The sequence below is a fragment of the Piscinibacter sp. XHJ-5 genome, from assembly GCF_029855045.1.
Lineage (GTDB): Bacteria > Pseudomonadota > Gammaproteobacteria > Burkholderiales > Burkholderiaceae_C > Albitalea.
Genome location: NZ_CP123228.1, coordinates 2,295,416 through 2,318,084 on the forward strand (window position 1 = coordinate 2,295,416; position 22,669 = coordinate 2,318,084).

The following is a 22,669-nucleotide window of genomic DNA, read 5'->3' on the forward strand; positions in this document are numbered from 1 at the left end:
GACGGGATGGGTGCCCGGCCGCGACAGTGTGCCCGTCGCATCCCCGACGTCACCCTTCAACCCAGGAGTCTCCCATGCACATCGAGTCTCTCGGCGCGCTTGGGATCGAGCGACCCTGACCGGCGCCGCACGAACTCCTTCTCATCCTCAATCGGGAAACTCACATGCAATGCGCGCTCATGCTTCGTCTTGCCACGGCATCGTTGGTCGCCGGGAGCGTCCTGCTGGCCAACGCCATGCCTGCTTCCGGCAGCCTGCCGTCGAAAGTCGACCTGACGGCCACTCAGACGCCGTTTCGCAACCAGGGTGCGCGTGACACGTGCACCGTCTTTGCGGCGGTTGCAGCCGTCGAGGCCGCATACATGCGCAAGTACGGGCTCTCCCTCGACCTGTCCGAGCAATACCTCAACCACGTCCAGAAGTCCTTCTGGCTCAACTTCAATCAACCGCTGCCTTTCGCCGAGATTCAACCGGAGACCAATGGCGGGGGCACCATCGGGTGGCAGTTCGCGGTGCTGGGCCGTTACGGCCTGCCTCCGGAAAGCAGCTTGCCGTACATCGGTGACGGGAGCTGGCAGAACCTTGCCGGCTGGACGAGCCCCAATGGCGTCTCGGTTCAAACCTTGCAGCGCGACCTCGATGACTTCATGCTCAGCTCGATGCCGCGCACCTACAGCACACCGTCTCCGATCGTCGCGACGGTGCTGCCGCTCGCTGCGCTCGCGAATGCCCGCTATCGGCCCACGAGCACGACGATGGCGAGCCCGGCCGATCTCGCAAATCTCGATTGGTTTCGCGCCCAGCTTTCGGCGAATCGCGAAGTTGCCTTCGTCGTGAAGCTCACCGGGCCGGATCCCTCCGAGGACGGCATATGGAACCCGGGGCCCACGTCCCTGGGGAAGGCGCACGGGATGCTCATGGTCGGATATGACGACGCGCAACGCGTGTTCCTCGTGAAGAACCAATGGGGCGGCCAGCAGTTCGACCGGTTCAGCTACGACTGGGTGCTGCAGGGACTGGTCGACAACGCCGGCGTCGTGCTGGACGTTGCCGATCCCCATGCGCGGTTCGGAACGTTCGAGAACCGGCAGCTCTTCCTGGGTCGCTGGAATCTCGACCACGACGGGTGGAGAGGAACGCTGGACATCTACAGGCTTCCGGGAGACGGGTCGGCTAGCGCGCCGGATCGCCGTATCGGCACGTATTTCGGCCCGGACGGCGTGGCAAGGCGTGTGAACGGCGCGATGGATGGCAACAGGATCGACTTCTACATCGACTGGAATGTGCCCGACCAACCGGCGACCGTCCTGCAAGGCATGCACTTCACCGGCTTCATCTTGTCGAAGGACATCGAGGCGATTGCAGGTTCGATGCTCGACAACCGGGATGGAAGCACCTATGCGTTTACGGCGCTGAAGAGTCGCAGCCTCAAGGGCGTGCCGAGCAACGCGGTGTCGGCCTATCGGGGCACGTGGCAGCTCAGTGCAGACGGCATTGCAGGCACGCTCACACTGGACAAATTCAACACCTCGGGCGATGCGGTGCAAGGGACATTCTCGGATGGCATCGGGAACACATACAAGGCATACGGCACGATCGGTCCCAATCCGCGCGCCTTCACGTTCACCATCGCAACGCCCACTCCCAAGACGCTATCGGGATATCTCAACGGACATGAACCGGCGGTCATGTCCGGAACATTCACCGCGGGCGGGCCGCCATTCGGTTTCTACGCTGTGCGCGTCGGGGATCCGCGATGACGTGGAGCACGATGACCGACCGAAAGGCAGCCGCGAGCGACGTGGACTTGGCCGATGGAGACCGTAGCAAGTCAACCGCACGGCGAATACGTTCTGGGCGAGATCGATGCCAATGTAGAGAATGCTCATGGACTTCCCCTTTCGGACCCGTTGACTCCATCTGCCGCCTTGAGCTCGCCTGACTTCCGTTTTGATCCGCTGACGCAGCAGCATCTGCCAATGCTTCGCGAGTGGCTTCTTCGTCCTCACGTCGCACAGTGGTGGGGCGATGCAGAGTCGATCGCGGAACTGCACTCCGACTACATCCTGGCTGCCGGTGAACCGAACGCCACGCGCGCGTACATCGCCAAGCTTGGTGCCGAGCCAATCGGCTTCATCCAGTCTTACGTAGTCATGGGCTCTGGCGGCGGTTGGTGGGAAGACGAAACGGACCCCGGCGCCCGCGGGATCGACCAGTTCCTCTGTGAAGCGCGCCAGCTGAACCAGGGCATTGGGCGTCGAATGATCCGCGCCTTCGTCAGCCGCCTGTTCGGCGATGCAGGGGTTTCTGTCATTCAGACGGATCCTGACCCCACGAACCTGCGTGCCGTTCGGTGCTATGCGGCAGCGGGCTTTCGGGCCGTCACGCCGGTCATCACACCAGACGGGCCGGCGCTGCTCATGCGGTGCACACGGCAGTCGCTCGCGCTGGCGGCAGAGAATGCGGCCTCACCTTTCGCTCCAGCGGACCTCCGCCAGCAAGGCCCGGATGCGCTGGGTCACCCGGCGAAATCCGTCAAGACCGCGTTGAAGCGCGGCGCATTGCGGTAGTGATACAGGTGGCCTTCGAGTGCGATCGCGCTGTAGGCAAGCCCGGTCGCATCCCAGTAAGGCCTGACGAGGTTCGGTTGCAGGACGGAGTCGCCTTGCGGCGCGACGACGAGGACACGCGCCTTCTCACTGGCGCTGAGTGCCGCCAGGGCTGGACGGTGATCGAATGCGCGACCCACGATGTCGAGCCGCACGTTGGCCGGAGTGAACAGGTTGAAGCCCGCAATGCCTTGAACTTCGGCGGTCGTGGCCGGCGCGCGCGTCGAACCGTCGGCAAGGCACAGTTCGACGAAGGCGCACAGGCCCGCCGCGATCTCCCCGCTCGTGTTCCGGTGTCCCGTCAGCGGGTTCATCGCCGTGGTGCCGAGCAGCGCTTGAAGCGTCGCGCCGCTGAACACCGTATCGGCCCCACCATCCGTCGTGCCCGGCGGTAGCAGCACGGGCGATGTGGCCAGCAGCATCGCCTTGCCGACGGCACCCAGCCCCTTGTTCGTAGCGATGTAGTCGGCAACGACCACGCCGCCGTACGACCAGCCGACGACGAGCGGCGACTGCAGACCCAGGCCCGAGATCACGGCTGCCAGATCGCCAGCCCACAACGCCGAGGTGCTGGCCGTGTTGCCGTCGTTGAATTTCGCGTCGGCCAGCAGCGCCATCGGCTTGCCCTGGCTGTCGAGCGCGACGTTCGAGCCCTCGGACTCTCCGTGCCCGCGCAGGTCGAAGGCGATCAGGCGGTACTTCGCCCGCAAGCCATCGTCGCTCAGCTGGGCAATCCACGACAGCCAGGACTGCGAGATGCCATGCACGAACACGATGGCTGGGCCCGAGGCATTCCCCGCCTCGACCACGTTCAGACGAATACCGTCGGCCGTGGTCACGTTGCGCTGAATGAGCATGCGAGTGTCTCCGTTGGTCGAGTCGCCAGTCGCACCGCCACACGCGCCCAGCGCAGCAAGAAGGCCTGCGCTCAAGCTGAGCTGGAGATAATGTCTGCGGTTCATGCGGGGCAGTCTAGGGAGCCCGCGCCGTGCGCACTGTCCCTGAAATCTGGGATGCCGCGCACGCGCCGCGGATGTCAGGCTGGGTCGGAGGGGGTTCTCCATGTCATATGCGCTGACGGCCAACGAATCGCGTCGCCTCATGCGACTGGCTGCGCAACTGTCGCGGCCATCGCCCTGCGGCCTGCTTGCCGATCCGGTGGTTGCCGAGGACATGCTGCAGTTGTTCAACGCAGACTTCATTGGCAGCACGCGCTGGAATCCCGAGGCCTCTTCCTTCGAGGCGGCGCACTGCGTCGGCCGCGACCCCGGGATGGCCGACCAGTACGTACGCCACTTCCAGTTCATCGATCCGATCTCGCCGAGATTGCGCCGACGGCGCGGCGCGAGCCATATCTACGCCGCGATGCGGCGCGACGAACTTCATCGCACGGCGTACTTCAACGAATTCCTCAAGCCCTATCGCACCGTCGAGGGCATCGACCTGTACGTGTACCGTGGCCATCGCAACGTCGGCGATGTGCGCGTGTGGCGCGCCGCAGGGCGCACGCCACTGGGCGAGCGGGAGATCACGCTGCTGAACCTGCTTCGACCCTATCTGCTCAACGCGATGATCACGCCGCGCAGCACCGCGCCCCCGTCGGTCGATGCCGTGATGCATTCGCTACAGCAGCATCGCTGGCCGTGCTTCCTGCTGGACGGCGACGCAAAGTCCGAGGCAAATGACGCAGCGAGGCGCTTGCTGCGCAGCCTGTCGCCGCCGCAGCAAGAGGCCTTGCAGCATTGCCTGAGAACAGTCGCCAGCAGCTCGCTACCCCTGCGCTGGTGCGACTTCACTTTGTGCGTCCTGCGCCTCGCCGACACGCGCACAGCGCTGGTTCAGCTCGTGCCCATGGAGTCGGCTCACCCGTCGCAAGCAGTCCGCAGCGAGCGCTTCGGCCTGACGCCGCGTGAAGCACAGATCTGCGAGTTGCTGGTCAAAGGCATGACAGATCAGGAGATTGGCCGACTCCTGCGCCTCGGTTACTGGACGGTGCGCACGCACCTGCAGCATGTATTTGCGAAGCTTGAGGTCAGCAACCGGGTCGAACTGACACATCGATTGCTGGCGGAGGGACGAGAACACAACCGGTAGTCGCAAGCCCATGCAGGAGTCGCTTCGTCAAGAACCTCGATGCGACCCTGGAGCGCCAGCTCGGTTGCCCGTCAGCCTGACGCGCGCCGTGCCGACCGGGTGTTCCAACCCTGCTTGAGCGCGCGAAGGACGGCTGCGAGGACGGAGCTCGACGCAACGGTCCCGACCATCTTTGCGACGGCCCAGGCAGCCCCCGCGGGCGTGGGTCGGCGACCCCTTCTCAGAGGACTCGGCGCATGGGCGTTCGCGAATGTCCGGCGGAGCGGGGGTGTGACCTCCTTGTGCTGCACAGGTCGGCGCCCGAGCGCCGCCTGCACGGGATGCCTTCGCTGCCAGCTGCGGAGGGCGACTCGCTTCTGCATGACCCCGGTGGCAATCGCGGCACCTGCTCCCAGCAACGCGGACACACCGATCGCACGCAGAAGATTTCGCTGGACCAGGCCCGCCAGTCCCTGGGCCTCCGGTTCGTCGACGCGCACGGGCGCACGGGCGAGTGGGCGTGCCGGCGAGCCAAGGTCAGCTGCCGCCAGACCGGCAGATGCGATCTGCGAGCTCGCCGGCTCGGCGGCGGTCGGTACGGCGGACGATGCCGCCTCCTGCACGGCAGGCTTCTCGCGCCTCGAGCCCAGCGAATGCGCATACACCCAAGTGAATTCGGCGCCCAACAGGAAGATCTGCGCGGAGTAGTAGACCCAGAGCAGCAGCACGGCCAGCGAACCTGCCGCGCCGAAGCCCGACGCGACGCTGCTCTTGCCGATATAGAGGCCGATCACGAACTTGCCCACTGTGAACAGCAGGGCGGTCACACCGGCACCCGTCCACACGTCGCGCCACTCGATGCGCACGTGCGGCATGAAGCGATAGATGAACGCGAACATCGCGGTCACGAGTCCGAAGCTCAACAGGAAGTTGACGACCTGCGCGAGCGTCTCCCAGCCGCCGAACATGGGTCCCCACCAGTCGCCCAACGCCGAGATTGCCGCGGTGACCACCAGCGACACCAGCAGCAGGAATCCGATGGCGAGGATCATGCCGAACGAGAGAATGCGCGAGCGCACCCAGCCCCAAAGGCCGGACGGCTTGGCGCGTGCGGGCGCCTTCCACACGCGGTCGAGGTCGTCCTGCAACTCGGCAAAGACGGTGGTAGCGCCTACGAGCAGGAGCAGCAGGCCAGTCACCGTCGCGAGAATCCCCTCCTTGGGTTCGGAAACGCTCTTGAGCATTTCCTGCACGATCTCGGCGCCGTTATTGCCGAGCAGCCCCTGCAACTGGCCGACGATGGCTCCTTGTGCCGCCTCCCGCCCGAATACCAATCCTGCAACGGCGATGACGATCAACAGCAGCGGCGCCAACGAGAACACGGAGTAGTACGACAGTGCCGCGCCCATGCTGGCGGCCCGGTCCTCCACCCAGGCGTTGGCTGCCTCCTTCACCAACGAAACGAGTTTGCTGACATTCATGGCCGCCTCCGAAGCCGGAACTCCTGACGCGGCTTCGGCAAGTGGTGTGCCTCGGGTTTCGCGAGGAAGGCGCGGCCAATGGGATCTTCCAACTTCGTCTGAAGAGTCGGGACTCGAATAGGCGGACTCCTATGCGGCGGCGGCGCGCTGTCCGCTCGCGCGCCGGGGCGAGTGGTCGGACCATGTTCCGTGCTCAACCTCGAAGGAACATCATGTCCAAGTCAGGCCAGAAGCCAAGCAAAGCAGACGTCGGTGGACAAGGCGCAGGGCAATCCAAACCGAGCGAAGCCGCGTCAGCAGCCGCCGGACCGCAGACCCGGCCGAAGGGCCAGAAGGTCAGTCTGGAACGCGGCAAAGCCACACACAAGAAGAATCCGGGCAAGAGGGCGAAAGCAGGCGGTTCCTGACCGTTGACGATTCGACCTCGGGCGGTATTGGCACAGGCAATTCAGCTGCCACGCGTGCGCGCAGGAGGCGTTGGGAGTGTGAATTGCTCAGCGTCGGCTGCGCTGCCAAACATTTTCATGGCGCTTGCTTGCATGACCGCTCAATCACGGACCGACTGGATCAACCGCTTCGTTGCACGAATGACGCAGCTCGGCATGGCCTGCGACGAAGCGCTGGTCGCTGCCAAGGCCGCCGACGTGTGGGAGCTCCATGGCCACGCCGATCCCGTGGTGGTTGCAGATGCCGAATGGCCGGCCGGCCTGGCTCATGTCGACCCGCAAATGCGCGCTAGACAGAGCATTGCGATGGGTGTCACGCCATAGGCAGCGTACCCGTCTGCGGCAGAGGCGGCCAGGTCGCGCATTCGCTGCTGGAGCCTACCTCTGCAGCATCTGCTGCAGTTCCAGCGCGTTGGATGTCGCGCCGCCGCCAGCGGTGTTGTCGAAGATGCACCAGCAGTCGGCGTCGGCCGGCCACGCTCTCAGCTCGCTCGCACGTTCGCTCACCCATGGCCGCTCGTAGCGCGACCAGTACATGCGCGGAGAGCCATGCCAGCGGTGGTACAGCAGGGCCCCGTTGCCGTCACCTCGTGGACCGAGCCAACCGCCCGGCCGTGCCGCCTGCGGCCAGCGCGCGGGGTCGACCGCGGCGCGTGACACTTTGAGTGCAGCCAGTGCGCGCTCGGCCGACGGCAGGAACCAGCTCTCGTGCCGCGGTTCGCAGACCACCGAGCCCGCAAACAACTCGGCCAGCAAGCTGAAGAATCCGCGCACCGGCCGAGCTTCGAAAGCGAACCCCGGCGGCAGTTGCACCAACAGCACCGCCAGCCGATCGCCCAGCCCGGCGACTTCTGCCAGAAAGTCCTGCAGTGGTTTGCGCGCACGGCGCAAGCGTGCTTGGTGGGTGATGCTTCTGGGCAGCTTGGCCGAGAACCGAAAGCCGGGCGGTGTCTGGGCGGCCCAGCGCTGATAGACCTGAAGCCGGTGGCTGCGATGGAAGGACGAGTTGATCTCGGCGCAGTTCAGCACGCGCGCGTAGCGCTGCAGATGCTGGCCCTCACCCGGCAAAGAGCCGGCGGCCTCGCGCGAGATCGACCAGCCGGCGGTGCCGATGCGCATGCGTCACGGATCCAGTTGCAGCAAGGGCGCTTGCGATATGTCGGCGTCGAAGCCCATCAGCACGCTCGCAAGTTCGAGGCTGCGCCACAGCGCGGGCGGCATCTGCATGATGTCCTCGGGCGTTCGCGCCTGCGCGATCCAAGCGCCGATTTCAGCATGCTGGCTGGCCGTCAGCAGCTTCAGGTTCAACATGTCATCCAGCGTTTGCATGCTCGATCACCCTCGGGCGCCTTGGCAAGCCGCCGATTCGCGGCTCACGGCCATCCAGCACGTGTGAGGCGACAGCAGCGCCTCGCAGGCTCGCTCAGCGACTGGCTGCGCTCGCGGACGCGCCAGCGCCGGTCGCCGTGGTGACGCCGCCGGACGACGTCCCGCTGCCCGAGGTAGACGACGTGCTGCCGTCGGTGCCGGACGTCGACTTGACGCCGGTGTTGGCGGCGTCGCCCCCACGACTGGTGGCGGTGCCGCCGCCTCCGGCCGCGCCGGTGTTGTCGCGACCCTGGCACGCGATGAGCAATGCGACCGCGGCTATTGCGAGTACGGCCGCTCGGGCCCTGTGAAAAGCGTTCATGTCCTGATCTCCATGGAGGAACTGATCAAAAGCCAGGGGCGGCGGATCGGCTCTCGCGACAATGTCGTCGAGTTCAATCCTGGCAAGGCATGTGCCGCCGATGCGTCGATCGGACGATTGCGGACCGGGATATCCCCGGGTCGCCCGGGCAATTCCCCGCTACCCGGCCTGTGCGCCGCTAGGCATACCTGAGGCGGTTCAAAGGGGAGAAGCGAGTCGTGGGCGAATCAGTGCGACTGTGCCGCGTCGTTGAAGGGGTGGAGTTCTCGATCGTCGAGCAGGCCATCACTCGACGCGTGTTCATCCCGGGAGAGACGCTCGACGCTGTGTTCGAGGCCGACGGCACGCCGTCGAGTTGGCTGAGCGCATATCGCAACCACGCTGACGAGATCGACGAGGCGGCTGCTGAGCTGTGCCGCCAGAGTCCGGGGGCCGTTGTCATAGTCCTCGATCCGCGGCGATGGGAACGCGTGCAGAGCACCGCGCGCCGGGTCCTCGAAGCTCTCGGAGGTTCGGACAATCCGGACTCGAATCTGGCCGGGAATACTTTGTCCAACGTTGCCGACGCGCTTGCTGCAGGCCCTACCTGAATGCGCTGCGGGCTTTCCATCTCTGCATGGACGTTGGGCACAGGGTATGCGCGACATCGCAGCCCGACCCGCCGCGTCCGCTCGTGGTGTTTTCCGGGGTCGAACTTCAAGCCGGTTCACTGATCGAGTCGCCTGCCAGCAATGCAGCCACCGCATCCGGGCCGCGACTGCGAAAACGCGGGATTGTCCACATGGCTTGCGCCATGAGACGCGCTTCGTCGGCGGCGATCGCCGGACACAGTTCGGACAGGGATTCCACGCACCGCCCCACCCACCGATGCTGTTCGACGCCAGCGCTCCGGTCGGCGCCGACCGACTTGAACATGGGAACTCTCCGAGTTGAGTCGAGGGACGATATGCCATTGCGGAATGCGCGAAACCGGGGAAGGGGGAGTCCTGCCTCGGGGAAAGCCCGAGGGGAGCGTCACCCCTGCGGTGAGTGATGGCGTCCCTGCGGGCACGCAGCATGCTGAGTACCATGCGCCAAGGTACGCGTCATGGTCATCCCCGTCCCATCCATGTTGCCGGCGATGCAGGATTTGCGGTTGATGGAGCCGATGCAGGGCATCCGGCCGTTCATCGATGTCGATTGGGACTTCTCGTTCAGCTGCGACGGCTACCGCATGCTGGCCGATTTTGGCGAGGGCGCCGGTGAGCTGCGCAGCAGCCGGGGACTGGATGTCTCCGACTGGTTCCCTGAAGTGAGCAGCACCCTCCAAGCGATGAACGTGCCGCGCATGGTCGTCGACGGCCACATCTGCGTGCTCGACGCCGCCGGCCGGAACGATCCGCGGCGCCTGCATGCGAGAGCGTTGCGACCAGGCCTCGAACCCGGTCAGCCGAACGCCGTGTTTTGCGTGCAGGATGTGCTCGTCTTCGCGGGTGACGACGTGCGGCAGCTGGCTTGGTGGCGTCGACGGGAGTTGCTGGCGCGCTTGCCCATGGACCGCGAAGGAACACCGTTTCGCCTGTGGCGCACGCTGCACACCGAAGGGAAGTGGCTGGCCTGCCAGGCACTGGCTCTCGGGTACGACGGCGTCCTGGCGTACCGGCGCGGATCGAGCTACCGGGCGGGCCCGAGCGCCGATTGGCTCACCATCCGTTGTCCGCAACGGCCTGTCCCCGCCTGAAGGTGGTGCCGTGTCATCCAGGCCTGACCCGACTCGCACCTCGGACGTCGACGTCCTCGAGTGGTTCGAAAGCACGGGGGTGGCCATGGCGCTGGCGGATCCGGCCGATGGCCGGATCGTGCGAGTCAATTCGTCGTTCACGACTTTGCTCGGGCGGCCCGGCGCGCAGCTGCTGAGCCGCCCCTTGCTCGACTTCGCGCATCCTGAAGACTGCCACGCCCTCGAGGCCGAATTCGAGCGCCTCGCCGCCGGCGAGGTAACCGAGGTGCTCATCGAGAAGCGCATGCTCCGCCCCGATGGCTCCCCGGCGTGGGCCATGATGAACGTGAGCATGGTGCGCGACAGCGCGGGCCGTCCGCGCCATGCGATCGCCGCGCTGGTTGACATCGACGCGCGCAAGCGAGAAGCGGAAGCGGCGATGGTGCAGAGGGAGGAACGGTTGCGAATGGCGCTCGACGCGGCCGGCCTCGGCCTGTGGGAGTGGATCCTGGACACCGGCGAACTCATCTATTCCGATGAAGTGCTGCGCATCACCGGGCTGACGCGCGAGCAGCTTGCCGGCGACCCGGCTTGCGCGCGCCGACTCGTCGATCCGCGCGACGTGGAGGTGATCTGGGAGTCCGAGGACGCCGCTCGTCACGCACGACCTTTCCATGCCGAATATCGGATCGTGCGTCCCGACGGCCAGCTGCGTTGGGTGGCCAGCCATGCTCAAACCGAGTGCGACGCGAAAGGCCGTCCGTTGCGCATGGTAGGCACGCTTGCCGACATCACTTCGCGAAAAGATGCGCAGACCGAGCTGCGAGAGGCGCACGACGAACTGGAAGCGCACATGCGCGAGCGGACCGAGGCGCGGGAGCATGCCAGCATGGTGCTCGGCAACGAGGTGGCCGAACGAACCGCCGCCGAGGAACACGTGCGCGAGCTGCTCGGACAGCTGGTCAATGCCGAGGAGGAAGAGCGCCGTCGCATCGCGCGCGAGCTGCACGATACGGCGGGCCAGCACCTCACGGCGATCAACCTGACGCTCAAGGCGATCGAGAGCGAACCGGGGCTGCCGACGGCGCTGCTGCCGCGCCTGGCGCAGCTGCAGCGTGCCACGCAGGAACTGGACGCCGATATCGACCGACTCTCGCACGAGCTGCGCCCTGCCAATCTGGACGACCTCGGCCTGGACGACGCGCTGCGCCACCATGCGCGCGGCTGGTCCGAGGAAAGCGGCATCGTCCTGGACATCCACACCCACGGGCTGCGCGGGCGGCGCTTCGACCCCGCGGTGGAGACCACGGTGTACCGGGTGGTGCAGGAGGCGTTGACGAATGTGCGCAAGCACGCGCACGCGACGCGGGTGAGCCTGGTGGTCGAGAAACGGGCGAACCAGCTTCGCGCCATCGTCGAGGACGACGGCCGCGGCTTCGAGCTGCAGTCCGCGCTGGAATGCCCTTCGGGCGAGCCGCCAGGCCGCCGACTCGGCCTGCGCGGCATGAACGAACGAGCGGCGCTGAGTGGCGGTCGGATCGAGGTGGAGACAAGCCTCGGCGCGGGCGCCACGCTCTATCTGACCATTCCGTTGCCGGACAAGGACCACCCCTGACATGGCTGCTCTGGCGACGACGGCGCGCTGGCGCGTACTGCTTGCCGACGATCATGCGATGGTGCGTGAGGGACTGGCGGTGCTGATCGGCGCGCAGCCCGACATGGAAGTCGTGGGGCATGCCCGCTCCGGGCGCGAGGCCGTCGAGATGGCCGAGCAACTCAGGCCGCACGTCGCGGTACTGGACGTGTCGATGCCGCTGGGTGGGGGCATCGAGGCTGCCGAGAAGATCCATCTCGCGTGTCCGGAGGTACGCCTGCTGGCGTTGACGCGGCATGGCGACCCGGGCTACTTGCGACGGATGATTCGCGCCGGCGCCCACGGCTACGTGGTCAAGCGGGCAGCGGGTGAAGCCTTGATCGGGGCCATCCGCACGGTTGCCGACGGCGGCGCCTATTTCGACTCTGCGCTCGCCGGCGTGCTCTTGGCCAGCGTGACGAAGTTGCCCGGGCGCGCTCGGCAGGAGCGGCCGCAGCCGTCCTTGAGCGAGCGGGAAGAGCAGGTGCTGCGGCTGGTCGCCTGGGGCAAGAGCAACAAGGAAATCGGTGCCCAGCTGGGCATCAGCGTAAAGACCGTGGAGTGCTACAAGGCCGGGGCACTGGACAAGCTCAGGTTGCGAAGTCGCGCGGACATCGTGCGGCACGCGCTGGTGGAAAAGTGGTTCAACGAGGACGACGACCCCGAGTGAAGCCAGGAGAAGGTAGAGAGATCGAATGGCACACCTTCAGGCAGCGGGCGCGGTACAGTTTCCGCAGACCGCCAACGCCCCCGGGGGAAACGGCGCGCCCCACGCCGATTCCAGAAAGAAAACTTCCTCCATGCCGGAGACAAACCACGAACTCCATGTCAGCTTCCCCGTGGTCGGCGTCGGCGCATCCGCTGGCGGACTGGAAGCGTTCATGGAGTTGCTTCAGGCGCTGCCGGAAGACACCGGCATGGCATTCGTGCTGGTGCAGCACCTCGACCGCCGGTACGACAGCAGGCTGGCCGATCTGCTCGCCAAGTCGACCCGCATGCCCGTTGTCGAAGCCGCGCATGACTTGTCCGTCCAGCCGGATCATGTGTACGTGATCGCGCCGGACACCGCGCTCACGTTGTCGGCCGACGGCAGATTGCAGACCGAAGCGCGGGGCCCCGGGCCCGGTCCCCACCTGCCGATCAATCACTTCTTCGGCTCCCTCGCAGCCCGGCGGACGAGCGCTGCCATCGGTGTCGTTCTGTCGGGAACAGGCGCCGACGGGACCAAGGGGCTCGAAGAGATCAAGGCAGCCGGCGGCATCACGTTCGCGCAGGACGAGGCCTCTGCCAAGTTCACCGGCATGCCCCAGGCCGCTGTTCAGTCAGGTTGCGTGGATCTTGTGCTGCCCCCTAAGGGGATCGCGGGCGAGCTCGCACGTGTGGGGCGGCATCCCTACCTCAGCGCCACTCGAGACGAGGAGGATGTCGCAGCGCCCGTCGAGCAGGGCGACGACGAGCGCTTCAACTTGGTACTCGGTCTTTTGCGTGCGGCAAGTGGTGTGGACTTCAGTGCATACCGTGAAACAACCATCAGGCGTCGCATCATGCGACGCCTCATGCTGCACGAGGGCAGCCTCGATGGCTACGTGGAACGGCTCAGGATTGATCGCGGTGAGCTGGACGCGCTCTACCAGGACATCCTGATCAACGTGACGAAGTTCTTTCGCGAAGCGGAAGTCTTCGAGATCCTCAAGCAACGCGTATTCCCCGAGATCCTGGCGCCAAGCACGCTGATGCCCCGATTCGCATCTGGGTGCCCGGATGCTCGACCGGGCAGGAGGCCTATTCACTGGGAATCGCGCTGCTCGAGTTTCTTGACGACAAGCCGATGCATCCGGTCATCCAGATCTTCGCCACCGACCTGTCGGAGAGCGTCTCGCTGCAGAAGGCGCGGGCGGGCCTGTACCCCAGCAGCATCGAGGCCGAGGTATCGCCCCAGAGGCTTCGCCGTTTTTTCCTGCAGGAAGACGGGCACTATCGAATCGGCAAGCTGTTGCGGGAGACGGTCGTCTTTGCGCGGCAGAACGTGGCAGCCGACCCGCCGTTCTCTCACATCGATCTCATCAGCTGCCGCAACCTGCTCATCTACCTCAGCCCGAGGCTTCAAAAACGGGTCATCCCGACCTTTCACTATGCCTTGAACCAAGGCGGCTACCTGCTGCTCGGCGCATCCGAGACGATCGGCGCTCACACAGACCTGTTCGCCGTGGTCGATCAGCCGCATCGCATCTACGCCCGCAGGTCGACGGGGGGTGCGCGGCCCTATCCGCACTTTCGCGCCGACGACCAACAGGCCCGCCGGGGCGGCGGGCGCGAGGCCACTGCCCCGCCGCGCGCGTTGCCGGCGGACTGGGTGCGCGAAGCCGAGCGGGTGGCGGCGGGACGGTACGTGCCGCCTGGCGTGCTCATCAACGACGAATTGGACATCCTGCAGTTCCGAGGGCAAACGGGCGCGTTCCTCGCGCCGGCGGCGGGTGAGCCGAGCAGCAACTTGCTCAAGATGGCGCGCGAAGGTCTCTTCATGGCGGTGCGATCCGCCGTCATCGAATGCAAGCGCAGCGGCGCCGCCGTTCGCCATGCTGATGTGCGCGTCCGCGGCGAGGGAGTGGATCGCGAAGTGGACCTGCAGGTCATGCCGGTCAGGCTGCCGAACGCGAGCGAGCGCTGCTACCTCGTGCTGTTCGAAGAGACCGCGAGTCGGGTCAGCGCGGACCACCGTGCAGCAGCCCACGACGCGGCGCCTGCCGAAGACGCGGAATTGAGCCGCATTCGTCAGGAGTTGACATCCACACGCGACTATCTGCAGTCGCTGATCGAACAACAGGACGCGGCCAACGAGGAACTGAAGTCGGCCAACGAAGAGATCCTGTCGAGCAACGAGGAGCTGCAGAGCACGAACGAGGAATTGCAGACGGCCAAGGAAGAACTGCAGTCGATCAACGAGGAGCTCACCACCGTCAACGAACAATTGCAGCATCGCAACGTCGAGCTGGCGCTCCTCAACGACGACATGACCAACCTGCTGGCGAGCAGCGGCGTGGCAAACGTCGTGCTAGGCATCGACCTCTGCATCCGCCGTTTCACGCCAGCCGCGGGAAGGCTGCTCGGCTTGCTGGCCGGTGACATCGGCCGCCCGATCGGACATCTGAAAAGAAGCGCCGACTTGCCGGATATGGAGGCGCTGGTGGGCGACGTCATCGCGACCGTGCAGCCCAAGGAGCGCGAGGTGCGGGGCCCTGACGGCCGCGAGTACCTGCTGCGCATCCATCCTTACCGCACCACCGACAACCGCATCGACGGCGCCGTCCTGGTCCTGTTCGACATCGATGACCTGCGGCGCACGCAGACAGAGTTGCGCGAGGAACGCAACTACGCTCAAGCGATTGTCGAGACGGTGCGCGAACCTCTCATGGTGCTCGACGAACAACTGAGGGTGCAGTCCGCGAACAGCGCCTTCTACTCAGCGTTTCGGGTGACGCCATCCGATACGAAGGGCCGACTTGTCTTCGAGCTGGGGAACCGGCAGTGGGACATTCCGAAGCTGCGCGAGCAGCTTGCTCAGGTCTTGTCGCCCGACGACAAGGCCTTCAGCGATTTCGAAGTCGACCATGAATTCGAAAGCATCGGCAGGAAGGTGATGCGGCTCAGCGCTCGACGCATCGAGCGCGAAGGCTCCAACAGCAACCTGATTCTCCTCGCGATCGAAGACCGGACAGACGCCGCTCGCCTCGAACAGCACAACCGGGAGTACCTCGCCCAAGTGGTGGAGGCAGATCGCGGCAAGACCGTCTTTCTGTCCTTGTTGGCACATGAGCTTCGCAATCCCCTTGCACCGATTCGCAACGCGCTGCACATCCTCAACCGTGCCGATGTGTCCGACGAGTTGGCGAGTCGCATGCGTGCGATGGTGGAGCGCCAGGTCCAGCAGCTGACACGTCTGGTCGACGACCTGCTGGACATTGCACGCATCAACAGAGGCGGCGTCGAACTGCGCAAGCAGCGGCTCGAGCTGGGTACGCTGCTGCGCGCATCGGTCGATGCGGCTCGGGCTTCGTGTGAACCCAAGGGAATTGAGCTCACGGCGGACCTCCCGGAAGGCCCTGTTCCTATCGACGCGGACGCGACCCGGCTATCGCAAGTTGTCGGCAACCTGCTCCACAACGCCTGCAAGTTCACCAACCCCGGTGGCCAGATCCGGCTTGCGATGAAGCGCGACGCCGACAACGCGATCGTCCGCGTGCGCGACACGGGGATCGGCATCGCGGTCGAGAAGCTGCCCCACGTGTTCGAGATGTTCGTGCAGGCCGACAGCTCGCTGGCGCGCGAGCGCGGCGGGCTTGGCCTCGGCCTGAGCTTGGTCAAGCAGTTCGTCGAGGCGCATGGGGGCACCGTGTCGGTTGCAAGCGAGGGGGTGGGGCGCGGCAGCGAGTTCATCTTGAGCTTGCCGCTGTCGCAGGAGTCGCTGGCGCCCATCGAGCCCGTCGAACTCGTGAAGCCGTCTGAACCCGTCGATCTGCACGGGACGTCGACCGTGCAACGGCGCATCCTGATCGTCGACGACAATCACGACGGCGCGGAGTCGCTGGCTGTCGCGCTTCGCTTCCTCGGCCACGAGGTGCGTACGGCTCACGATGGCCCGGCCGCCCTGTCCCTTGGCGCTGTCTGGTCGCCTGAAGTGGTGGTGCTCGATATCGGCTTGCCGGGCATGGATGGCTATGAAGTGGCGCGCCGGATTCGCGAGCAGCCGGGGAGCGGAGGCGTTCGGCTTGTCGCTCTCAGCGGCTGGGGCCAGCCTGACGCCCGAGATCGTTCCTCGAGTGCCGGCTTCGATGCGCATTTGGTCAAGCCTGTCGACCTCGAGACGTTGATCAAGCTCTTGGAGGCAGACGCTTCGCAGGGGCCCGGATGAAAGCGAAGGCGCCGCAAGGGCAGGCTCCAAGGGACAAGCAGCGCGGCTCTTCAACGGGCGGTCAGCGGCCGGGTCTGGTCGTGATCGGCGCCTCGGCAGGCGGCGTCCAGGCGCTGCAGACGCTGGTGTCGGAACTGCCGGCAGCCTTTCCGGCGGCGATCCTGATCGTTCTGCACATCGGCAGCCATCCGAGCATCATGCCCGCATTGCTCTCAGCCCGCGGGCCACTGAAGGCACAGCATGCGACCGATGGCGAGCCGATCGTGGCAGGGCACATCCGCCTCGCCCCCCCGGACCATCACCTGCTGGTCGAAGGCCAGCACTTGCGGCTGAGCCGGGGACCGAAGGAGCATCACACCCGACCCGCGATCGATCCGCTGTTCCGTTCGGCGGCCATGACCGTGGGCCCGGGCGTCGTGGGCGTCGTGCTGACGGGACGGCTCGACGACGGCACGGCCGGACTGCAGGCGATCAAGGCTTACGGCGGCATCGCTGTCGTGCAGGATCCTGGCGACGCCGCCGAGTCCAGCATGCCGGCCAGCGCGCTGAAGTACGTCCACGTCGATCACTGTGTGCCGTTGGCTTTGATGGCCGGCCTGCTCACGTCGCTCGCCATGGAACATCTGGAAGCCATCGCCTTGCCGTCGCCCTTCGTGTGCCCCGATTGCAAGGGAGGCCTTTGGGAGATCCGAGCCTCGCAACCGCAGCGCTATCGCTGCCATACGGGACATGCATTCACGCTGCGCACGCTGCGCCACGCCCAGAGCGAGGCGACCGACGAAGCGCTGTGGGGTGCGCTGCGGGCGCTGCAAGAGAAGGAGATACTGATTCGCACCGAGCAGACACGCCATCGGGCGGAAGGCGACGAGCGCGCCGCAAGGCAACTTGATGCCGAGGTCGAACAGCTGACGGAGCAAGCGAATCTGCTGCGTCAGTTGTTGGAGCGCATGCCCGGCCCTTGATCCGGACTTGAGTGTTGGACGACTCAAGCCGCCAACGGGGCCGGGTTGGACGCTTTCGGCGCTCGGCGAGCAGCCATGGAAGGCGATGACAAACCGCACGCCGAACGGGTCGGCGTACAGTTCGCCCGGGGCTACTGCTTCGGGCTCACCCAGGCACGGTGGGTTCAATCGCGGGTGCCGATCGGGACGACGCATGAGAGGCCACGTACATGCTCACCGAGTACCTCTTCGTATCCTGTGACGTCGTCGCGCACTCGGCCGAGCCGAGCGTGGAGATACAGGTGGCCCGTGTCGAGGGAATCAATCGGGCCATCGGAGACATCCTCGGCCGGTACGAAGGCGAGAACCTCGTGTGGGCATCAGGGGGCGACGGTGGTCATGTCGCGATACCCGCCGGCCAGAAGGCGCCCGAGATCGCGCTGGAACTGATTCGTACCTTGCGTCAATGGAGCATCGATGAGGCCGTGCCCCTGCGGGTGTGCGGGAGCGTCGGGCAGGCCCAGGTCGTTCGAGGTGCAGACGCGCGCGCACAGCTGGCTGGCCCGGGCATCAACACGGCAGGAAGGCTGCTTCCGTACGGCGGACAGCGCAGGGTCGTCGTGACCGAAGCCTTCAAGGACGCCGTGAAGGGCCAGGCCGCCGCGATGTTCCAGTTTCATCATTGCGTGCGACTCGAGCCAAAGAACTCTCCGCCGCTTGTCGCATGGCTGTTGTCCAGCGACGGCCAGTTCGATTCCACGTGGGAAGAACCTGCGTCAACCACCGATGCTGCCCTGCTTGCCTTGGCAGCCCGCTCCGGCCAGGCCCTCGAAGTGATCTATCGGGCCAGACGCCTCCTGGAACTCAATACGTCGGACGCGCGAGCGATTCAAGCGCTGCGCTCGCTCGGGAACATGACCTTCAGGGGAAAGCGAAACTTCCTTCACAAGCTCCTTCAGGACGAGCACATCGGGGCGGAGCTGATCCGCTTGGGAAATTTGCTCGAACGACGCTCCGGTGAGACGGTATGCAGCGCCGGCGAAGGCGGGACGAGCATGTTCCTCGTCCTGCGAGGAAGGCTTCAGGTCTTCTTTGCATCGGATGCGGCGCTGGGCGATGCCCATCGACAGGAAAGCGTCGTCATGGTGCCTGGTGACCTGGGAGGAGAGCTGGCCTTCGCTCTTCGCAGAAATCGAACAGCGACGCTGCAGTGTCTGGAGGATGCGGCTCTGTTAAGTTTCACGCACGAGGAGTTGTTGCACTCGTTCGCCAGTTCGGCTGACAGCGCGGGATTGCAGCGCGCGTTGTCAACGGAGATTCTCGCCAAGGTCTTGGAGAACTTCTGCAATACCGCTCCGTTCTTTCGAACGGTGTGGCCTCTGCTTTCCGAGCCAAACAGCTTGGCGCCTTGGACGTCGCTGCTTCCCCACAGCGAAGTGGTCAACATCTCGGCAGACAAGTTGCGGATTGACTTCCCGCTCTCGGCCGGGGTGGAGGAGGTCGTCTTTCTCGTCAGTGGGAGCCTTCGCGCCGAGGGGCCGTCGTCAACGTGGACCGGAGAAGGGTACCCGCTGGTCCATGCGCATCTCGCGCCACGCGTGCTTGCGCCGCCGACTCATATGCTGCTCAGGGAAGATTGCAAAGTCCTGCGGGTCAAGCGCGAGGGTCTGTTACGTCTGGGCCCCGATGCCTTCGAGCAAATCTGCGAGCAAGCCGCCGCGACGCTCACATCCTTGGTCGAGCGCGAAAAGCCGCCGACACGTTCCGCCCGGAACTCCCGGACGGACATCGTGTTCATTTCATACTGCCGCGACAACCAGCTGGAAGTCGCTTCCCTTCGTGATCGCCTCATGGCTGCAGGCGAGTCGGTCTGGTGGGATCAAGACATCCTTCCTGGCGCTGATTGGAAGCTGGAGATTCGCCGAGCAATCAGCCGCAGTTACGCCGTCATCTGTTGCCTGTCTCCCGAGTTGGCCAGTCGCTCACGGTCCGGGGTCTATCCTGAGCTCTCGGAGGCCATGAGAGCGATGAGGGAGAGACCGCCAGGAGACATCTTCCTCGTCCCGGTGCGACTTGCCGAGTGCGTCGTGCCTCAAGTCGAAATTGACGACGGGCGAATGTTGGATCGCCTGCAAACCCTGGATCTCTTTCCGGCAAGCGACTTCGAATCCCGCTTTGCGCGTCTCGTTGCGGCGCTGCGTGAAGCCAAGGCCTAAGCGAAGTGCAGACGTTCGGGCGCCGAACATGGCCGTCCAGGCGATTCGAACACGATCGGATGCGTGTCCTGCAGCGCCATGCCCAGAAGTCGCAGGGCCTCGTCGATCTCGGCATCGCTGATCGCCAACGCCGGCATCAGCCGTAGCAGGTTCGGCCGCGGCGCGTTGAGCAAGAGCCCAAGCGGCTCGAGCTCTCGTGCCATGGTGACCACGCGATCGGCCTCGTCGGTGGGCAGCACGAGCGCGCGCAGCAGACCGACGCCACGCTCGGCGACAAGGCCGTGGTCGCGCACGATCGCCTGCAGGCCCCGGGCAAGCCGCTGCGCGCGCTGGCGGACTCCTTCGAGGAACTCGTCCCGGCACACCTCGTTCACCACCGCCAGGCCGACGGCGGCCATCAGCGGGTTGCCGCAATACGTGCCGCCCTGGTCGCCGGGCTCGAAGCAGTTGAATTGATCCTTGCACAGCAGGGCGGCCAGCGGGACGCCGCCGCCGATGCCCTTGGCCAGCGTCATCACATCCGGCTCGATGCCGTAGAGCTCGTACGCGAAGGCACGCCCGCAGCGGCCGATGCCGGTCTGTACCTCGTCGACCATCAGGAGCAACTGCCGTTCGGCGGTCAGCGCACGCAGTTCGCGAACGAAGTCGGGATCGGCCTGTTGCACACCTGCCTCGCCCTGGACGAGCTCGATCATGACGGCCACGGTTTGTGGCGTGATCGCGCGTTCCACCGATCGGATGTCGTTGAGCCGGGCCTTCGCGAATCCGCCGGGCATCGGCGGATACAGGTTGCTCCAGCCCGACTTGCCCGAGGCGCTCATCATCGCGAGGGTCCGGCCGTGGAAGCCATCCTCGAAGCCGATCACCTCGTGCGCGCCGCCGCGCGTCTTGCTGCCCCAGCGACGTGCCAGCTTCACCGCGCCCTCGTTGGCCTCGGCACCCGAGCTGGCGAGGAACACACGGTCGAAGCAGCTCAAGGCGACGAGCCGCTCGCTGAGTTCGAGCATCGGTCGGTTGTAGAAGGCCGGGCTAGGGTTCACCAGTCTGCGGGCCTGGCTCTCCAGCGCCTTGGCGATCACCTCGGGGCTGTGGCCCAGGCTGTTGACGGCCCAGCCCTGAACGAGGTCGAGGTAACGCTTGCCGCGTTCATCGACCAGCCAGGACCCGTGACCTTCGACGAACACGGTCTCGGGCCGGCGGATGATGGTGATGAGGTGGTGTCCCAGGTCGGTCATTGCCCTGCCTTTCCTTGCGCGGGCGACCAATCGAATTCCATCTGCCGGGCGGTGCGCAGCGCAAGATCGCGGCTGTGCAGCCTCTGCACGAGATGAAGGCTCATGTCGATGCCGGCGGAGATGCCGGCCGACGTGACGACGGCGCCCGCGTCCACCCAACGCACGCCCTCGCGTACCCGCAACCCCGGCCGCAGAGCCCGCAGCGCGGCCACGTCTTCCCAGTGCGTGGTGGCCTCCAGGTCGTCGAGCACGCCGGCCTGCGCGAGCAGCAGCGCGCCGGTGCACACCGAGGCGAGGATTCGGGCCTGCTGCGCCTGTGAGGCGATCCAGGCCAGCAACTCGACACGGTGGAGCTCGGCGTCGACGACGCCGCCGGGGACGATGGCGCAGTCCAGCGGCGGGTGGTCGTGCAGGGTGTGCTCCGGCTGCAGGTGCAGGCCCGCCCGGGCCTGCACGCCGGCCCTGTTGCGCGCGATCGTGCCGACCGTGAAAAGAGGCGGGGCCTGCGTTGGCTGGCCCCTGGCGTGCACGCGCGCTGCGGTGGTGAAGACCTCATACGGACCTGCCATGTCCAGCAGCTCCACGTCGTCGAAGATCACGATTCCCACGTTCATGTCGATGCGGCCTGCGCCGAGTCCTGGTTCGGAAGGAACGCAGATTGCAGCAGGGCAAGGTTGGCTGCCATGACGCTGTTCCCACCTTTTCAGCCATGGCGGCCGGCGGCGGCTTGCGCCATAGTTCGGGGATGGCATGCCGCATCGCTTTCGTGCTTTTTCCCGGCTTCCAGCAACTCGACCTGGCCGGGCCGATGGCCGTGTTCGAGGTCGCTCGGCTGACGACGCCGGGCAGCTACACGTGGCGCCTGGTGGCCAGCGCGCCGGGGTCAGTGCGCAGTTCCGCGGGGGTGGATTGGCCGGTACAGGCACTGCCGCGCCGGCTGGGCGATGTCGACCTGGTCATGGTGATCGGCGGCGATGGGGTGGATGCAGCGTGCCGCGACGCGCGGCTCATCGCCTGGCTGCAGCGCGCCGGCCGCTCGGGCGCACGCATCGCCAGCATCTGCAGCGGCAGCATCGTCCTGGCCGCGGCGGGATTGCTCGACGATCGGGGGGCCACGACGCACTGGTCCCGCAGTCGCCAATTCGCGACCGAGTTCCCGGCGGTGCGTCTGCAGCCCGATCGCATCTTCGTGCGCGAGCCTGCCGTGCGCAGGAGGTCGGAACGGCTGCCCGAAGTGTGGACCAGCGCGGGCATGACGGCGGGCATCGATCTGTGCCTGGCGCTGGTGGCCCGCGACCACGGGGAAGAGGTGGGGCGCGAAGCGGCGCGTCAACTCGTGGTGGAGCGTCGGCGGCCGGGCGGGCAGTCGCAGTTCTCTCCGCTGCTGGACCTGCAGCGCCCGGACGGGCGGTTCGGTCCGCTGCTCGATCATGTGAGGGGCAACCTGAGGCAGGACCATCGCGTGGATACGCTGGCGGCACGCGCCTGCATGAGCCCTCGCCACTTTGCACGCTGCTTCCGGGCCGAGACCGGCGCCACGCCCGCACACGCCATCGAGAGGCTGCGTGTCGAGGCGGCGCGGGCGGCTCTGGAAGGCGGGCTCCCGTCGATCGAGCGCATTGCACGAGACTGCGGCTTCGGCAACACCGAGCGCATGCGCCGTTCTTTCCAGCGACTGCTCGGCCGTCCGCCCGCGGCGTTCAGAAAGGCCAGCGCGGCGGTTGCGGGCGGCTGAGT

Annotated in this window: 21 protein-coding genes and 1 pseudogene; 12 read left to right on the forward strand and 10 right to left on the reverse strand. The window is 66.0% G+C overall.

The annotated features are described in order from the left end of the window. The first annotated feature begins 179 nt into the window (after positions 1-179). Both P7V53_RS10755 and P7V53_RS10760 read left to right on the forward strand, forming a co-directional pair. The gene (locus P7V53_RS10755) at positions 180-1,760 is read left to right on the forward strand and encodes a hypothetical protein (RefSeq protein ID WP_280155478.1); all 1,581 of its coding nucleotides are present in this window, start codon (positions 180-182) and stop codon (positions 1,758-1,760) included. Between the two features lie 168 nt (positions 1,761-1,928). Continuing rightward, positions 1,929-2,441: pseudogene (locus P7V53_RS10760) on the forward strand (GNAT family N-acetyltransferase); the annotation flags it as partial. Between the two features lie 77 nt (positions 2,442-2,518). Here the strand turns inward: P7V53_RS10760 and P7V53_RS10765 are convergent. Further along, positions 2,519-3,466 (reverse strand): alpha/beta hydrolase, encoded by a 948-nt coding sequence (locus P7V53_RS10765; RefSeq protein WP_280155479.1) that lies wholly within the window; start codon positions 3,464-3,466, stop codon positions 2,519-2,521. 205 nt (positions 3,467-3,671) lie between these two features. Here P7V53_RS10765 and P7V53_RS10770 point away from each other — a divergent pair, with 205 nt between their 5' ends. After that, positions 3,672-4,703 carry a helix-turn-helix transcriptional regulator gene (locus P7V53_RS10770; RefSeq protein ID WP_280155480.1) on the forward strand — a complete coding sequence of 344 codons (1,032 nt, stop codon included), beginning with the start codon at positions 3,672-3,674 and terminating at the stop codon, positions 4,701-4,703. Between the two features lie 71 nt (positions 4,704-4,774). Here the strand turns inward: P7V53_RS10770 and P7V53_RS10775 are convergent, their stop codons facing one another. Next, on the reverse strand, positions 4,775-6,163 hold the full coding sequence (locus P7V53_RS10775; RefSeq protein WP_280155481.1) for a YhjD/YihY/BrkB family envelope integrity protein: 1,389 nt from the start codon (positions 6,161-6,163) through the stop codon (positions 4,775-4,777). Positions 6,164-6,702: 539 nt separating this feature from the next. Between P7V53_RS10775 and P7V53_RS10780 the strand changes: the two genes are divergently transcribed. Beyond that, entirely contained in the window at positions 6,703-6,933 is a 231-nt protein-coding gene (locus tag P7V53_RS10780) for a hypothetical protein (RefSeq protein WP_280155482.1), read from the forward strand. A 54-nt stretch (positions 6,934-6,987) separates the two neighbouring features. On the opposite strand, the gene P7V53_RS10785 is transcribed toward P7V53_RS10780, so the two are convergent. The 3 genes from P7V53_RS10785 to P7V53_RS10795 all read right to left on the reverse strand — a co-directional run bounded on the left by P7V53_RS10785 (position 6,988) and on the right by P7V53_RS10795 (position 8,299). Further along, complete coding sequence (locus tag P7V53_RS10785; protein WP_280155483.1) at positions 6,988-7,728, reverse strand: DUF72 domain-containing protein; 741 nt, start codon at positions 7,726-7,728, stop codon at positions 6,988-6,990. 3 nt (positions 7,729-7,731) lie between these two features. After that, the gene (locus P7V53_RS10790) at positions 7,732-7,920 is read right to left on the reverse strand and encodes a hypothetical protein (protein WP_348273479.1); all 189 of its coding nucleotides are present in this window, start codon (positions 7,918-7,920) and stop codon (positions 7,732-7,734) included. Positions 7,921-8,032: 112 nt separating this feature from the next. Then, positions 8,033-8,299 carry a hypothetical protein gene (locus tag P7V53_RS10795; RefSeq protein ID WP_280155485.1) on the reverse strand — a complete coding sequence of 89 codons (267 nt, stop codon included), beginning with the start codon at positions 8,297-8,299 and terminating at the stop codon, positions 8,033-8,035. A 218-nt stretch (positions 8,300-8,517) separates the two neighbouring features. Between P7V53_RS10795 and P7V53_RS10800 the strand changes: the two genes are divergently transcribed. Then, the gene (locus P7V53_RS10800; RefSeq protein ID WP_280155486.1) at positions 8,518-8,889 is read left to right on the forward strand and encodes a DUF1488 family protein; all 372 of its coding nucleotides are present in this window, start codon (positions 8,518-8,520) and stop codon (positions 8,887-8,889) included. A gap of 106 nt (positions 8,890-8,995) precedes the next feature. On the opposite strand, the gene P7V53_RS10805 is transcribed toward P7V53_RS10800, so the two are convergent. Then, complete coding sequence (locus tag P7V53_RS10805; RefSeq protein WP_280155487.1) at positions 8,996-9,214, reverse strand: hypothetical protein; 219 nt, start codon at positions 9,212-9,214, stop codon at positions 8,996-8,998. Positions 9,215-9,386: 172 nt separating this feature from the next. Between P7V53_RS10805 and P7V53_RS10810 the strand changes: the two genes are divergently transcribed. From P7V53_RS10810 to P7V53_RS10820, 3 genes are read left to right on the forward strand one after another with little or no spacing between them, the layout of a single operon-like run. Then, a complete protein-coding gene (locus P7V53_RS10810) occupies positions 9,387-10,019 on the forward strand; it encodes a hypothetical protein (RefSeq protein ID WP_280155488.1) in 633 nt (210 codons plus the stop codon). 10 nt (positions 10,020-10,029) lie between these two features. After that, positions 10,030-11,613, forward strand: a complete 1,584-nt coding sequence (locus tag P7V53_RS10815; protein WP_280155489.1) for a PAS domain S-box protein — start codon at positions 10,030-10,032, stop codon at positions 11,611-11,613. A 1-nt stretch (position 11,614) separates the two neighbouring features. Continuing rightward, positions 11,615-12,301: a response regulator transcription factor gene (locus tag P7V53_RS10820; protein ID WP_280155490.1), complete on the forward strand. Its 687-nt coding sequence runs from the start codon at positions 11,615-11,617 to the stop codon at positions 12,299-12,301. Here the strand turns inward: P7V53_RS10820 and P7V53_RS10825 are convergent. Both P7V53_RS10825 and P7V53_RS10830 read right to left on the reverse strand, forming a co-directional pair. After that, positions 12,276-12,674, reverse strand: coding sequence for a hypothetical protein (locus tag P7V53_RS10825; RefSeq protein WP_280155491.1), 399 nt, complete (start codon positions 12,672-12,674; stop codon positions 12,276-12,278). The two genes, P7V53_RS10820 and P7V53_RS10825, sit on opposite strands and share 26 nt — an antisense overlap. 279 nt (positions 12,675-12,953) lie before the next feature. Beyond that, positions 12,954-13,328 carry a hypothetical protein gene (locus P7V53_RS10830; protein WP_280155492.1) on the reverse strand — a complete coding sequence of 125 codons (375 nt, stop codon included), beginning with the start codon at positions 13,326-13,328 and terminating at the stop codon, positions 12,954-12,956. A gap of 44 nt (positions 13,329-13,372) precedes the next feature. Between P7V53_RS10830 and P7V53_RS10835 the strand changes: the two genes are divergently transcribed. From P7V53_RS10835 to P7V53_RS10845, 3 genes are all read left to right on the forward strand, one after another. Continuing rightward, complete coding sequence (locus tag P7V53_RS10835) at positions 13,373-16,540, forward strand: CheR family methyltransferase (protein WP_280156484.1); 3,168 nt, start codon at positions 13,373-13,375, stop codon at positions 16,538-16,540. After that, a complete protein-coding gene (locus tag P7V53_RS10840; RefSeq protein WP_280155493.1) occupies positions 16,537-17,502 on the forward strand; it encodes a chemotaxis protein CheB in 966 nt (321 codons plus the stop codon). The genes P7V53_RS10835 and P7V53_RS10840 overlap by 4 nt, the downstream gene beginning before the upstream one ends. 209 nt (positions 17,503-17,711) lie before the next feature. Continuing rightward, positions 17,712-19,697, forward strand: a complete 1,986-nt coding sequence (locus tag P7V53_RS10845) for a TIR domain-containing protein (protein WP_280155494.1) — start codon at positions 17,712-17,714, stop codon at positions 19,695-19,697. On the opposite strand, the gene P7V53_RS10850 is transcribed toward P7V53_RS10845, so the two are convergent. Both P7V53_RS10850 and P7V53_RS10855 read right to left on the reverse strand, forming a co-directional pair. Continuing rightward, the gene (locus P7V53_RS10850) at positions 19,694-20,932 is read right to left on the reverse strand and encodes an acetylornithine transaminase (RefSeq protein ID WP_280155495.1); all 1,239 of its coding nucleotides are present in this window, start codon (positions 20,930-20,932) and stop codon (positions 19,694-19,696) included. The two genes, P7V53_RS10845 and P7V53_RS10850, sit on opposite strands and share 4 nt — an antisense overlap. Further along, complete coding sequence (locus P7V53_RS10855) at positions 20,929-21,546, reverse strand: DJ-1/PfpI family protein (RefSeq protein ID WP_280155496.1); 618 nt, start codon at positions 21,544-21,546, stop codon at positions 20,929-20,931. Before P7V53_RS10855 ends, P7V53_RS10850 begins: the two co-directional genes overlap by 4 nt. 44 nt (positions 21,547-21,590) lie before the next feature. Here P7V53_RS10855 and P7V53_RS10860 point away from each other — a divergent pair, with 44 nt between their 5' ends. Continuing rightward, positions 21,591-22,667 (forward strand): GlxA family transcriptional regulator, encoded by a 1,077-nt coding sequence (locus tag P7V53_RS10860; RefSeq protein ID WP_280155497.1) that lies wholly within the window; start codon positions 21,591-21,593, stop codon positions 22,665-22,667. Positions 22,668-22,669 lie beyond the last annotated feature (2 nt).

What these genes read in the sequence shown, in the direction of transcription:
- P7V53_RS10755 (WP_280155478.1), top strand. Translation starts at nt 180, where the DNA reads ATGCTTCGTCTTGCCACGGCATCGTTGGTCGCCGGGAGCGTCCTGCTG.
- P7V53_RS10765 (WP_280155479.1), bottom strand. Translation starts at nt 3,466, where the DNA reads ATGCTCATTCAGCGCAACGTGACCACGGCCGACGGTATTCGTCTGAAC.
- P7V53_RS10770 (WP_280155480.1), top strand. Translation starts at nt 3,672, where the DNA reads ATGTCATATGCGCTGACGGCCAACGAATCGCGTCGCCTCATGCGACTG.
- P7V53_RS10775 (WP_280155481.1), bottom strand. Translation starts at nt 6,163, where the DNA reads ATGAATGTCAGCAAACTCGTTTCGTTGGTGAAGGAGGCAGCCAACGCC.
- P7V53_RS10780 (WP_280155482.1), top strand. Translation starts at nt 6,703, where the DNA reads ATGACCGCTCAATCACGGACCGACTGGATCAACCGCTTCGTTGCACGA.
- P7V53_RS10785 (WP_280155483.1), bottom strand. Translation starts at nt 7,728, where the DNA reads ATGCGCATCGGCACCGCCGGCTGGTCGATCTCGCGCGAGGCCGCCGGC.
- P7V53_RS10790 (WP_348273479.1), bottom strand. Translation starts at nt 7,920, where the DNA reads ATGTTGAACCTGAAGCTGCTGACGGCCAGCCAGCATGCTGAAATCGGC.
- P7V53_RS10795 (WP_280155485.1), bottom strand. Translation starts at nt 8,299, where the DNA reads ATGAACGCTTTTCACAGGGCCCGAGCGGCCGTACTCGCAATAGCCGCG.
- P7V53_RS10805 (WP_280155487.1), bottom strand. Translation starts at nt 9,214, where the DNA reads ATGTTCAAGTCGGTCGGCGCCGACCGGAGCGCTGGCGTCGAACAGCAT.
- P7V53_RS10810 (WP_280155488.1), top strand. Translation starts at nt 9,387, where the DNA reads ATGGTCATCCCCGTCCCATCCATGTTGCCGGCGATGCAGGATTTGCGG.
- P7V53_RS10820 (WP_280155490.1), top strand. Translation starts at nt 11,615, where the DNA reads ATGGCTGCTCTGGCGACGACGGCGCGCTGGCGCGTACTGCTTGCCGAC.
- P7V53_RS10825 (WP_280155491.1), bottom strand. Translation starts at nt 12,674, where the DNA reads ATGATCCGGCTGGACGGACAAGTCATGCGCGGCTTCGACAACGGGCAT.
- P7V53_RS10840 (WP_280155493.1), top strand. Translation starts at nt 16,537, where the DNA reads ATGAAAGCGAAGGCGCCGCAAGGGCAGGCTCCAAGGGACAAGCAGCGC.
- P7V53_RS10845 (WP_280155494.1), top strand. Translation starts at nt 17,712, where the DNA reads ATGCTCACCGAGTACCTCTTCGTATCCTGTGACGTCGTCGCGCACTCG.
- P7V53_RS10850 (WP_280155495.1), bottom strand. Translation starts at nt 20,932, where the DNA reads ATGACCGACCTGGGACACCACCTCATCACCATCATCCGCCGGCCCGAG.
- P7V53_RS10855 (WP_280155496.1), bottom strand. Translation starts at nt 21,546, where the DNA reads ATGAACGTGGGAATCGTGATCTTCGACGACGTGGAGCTGCTGGACATG.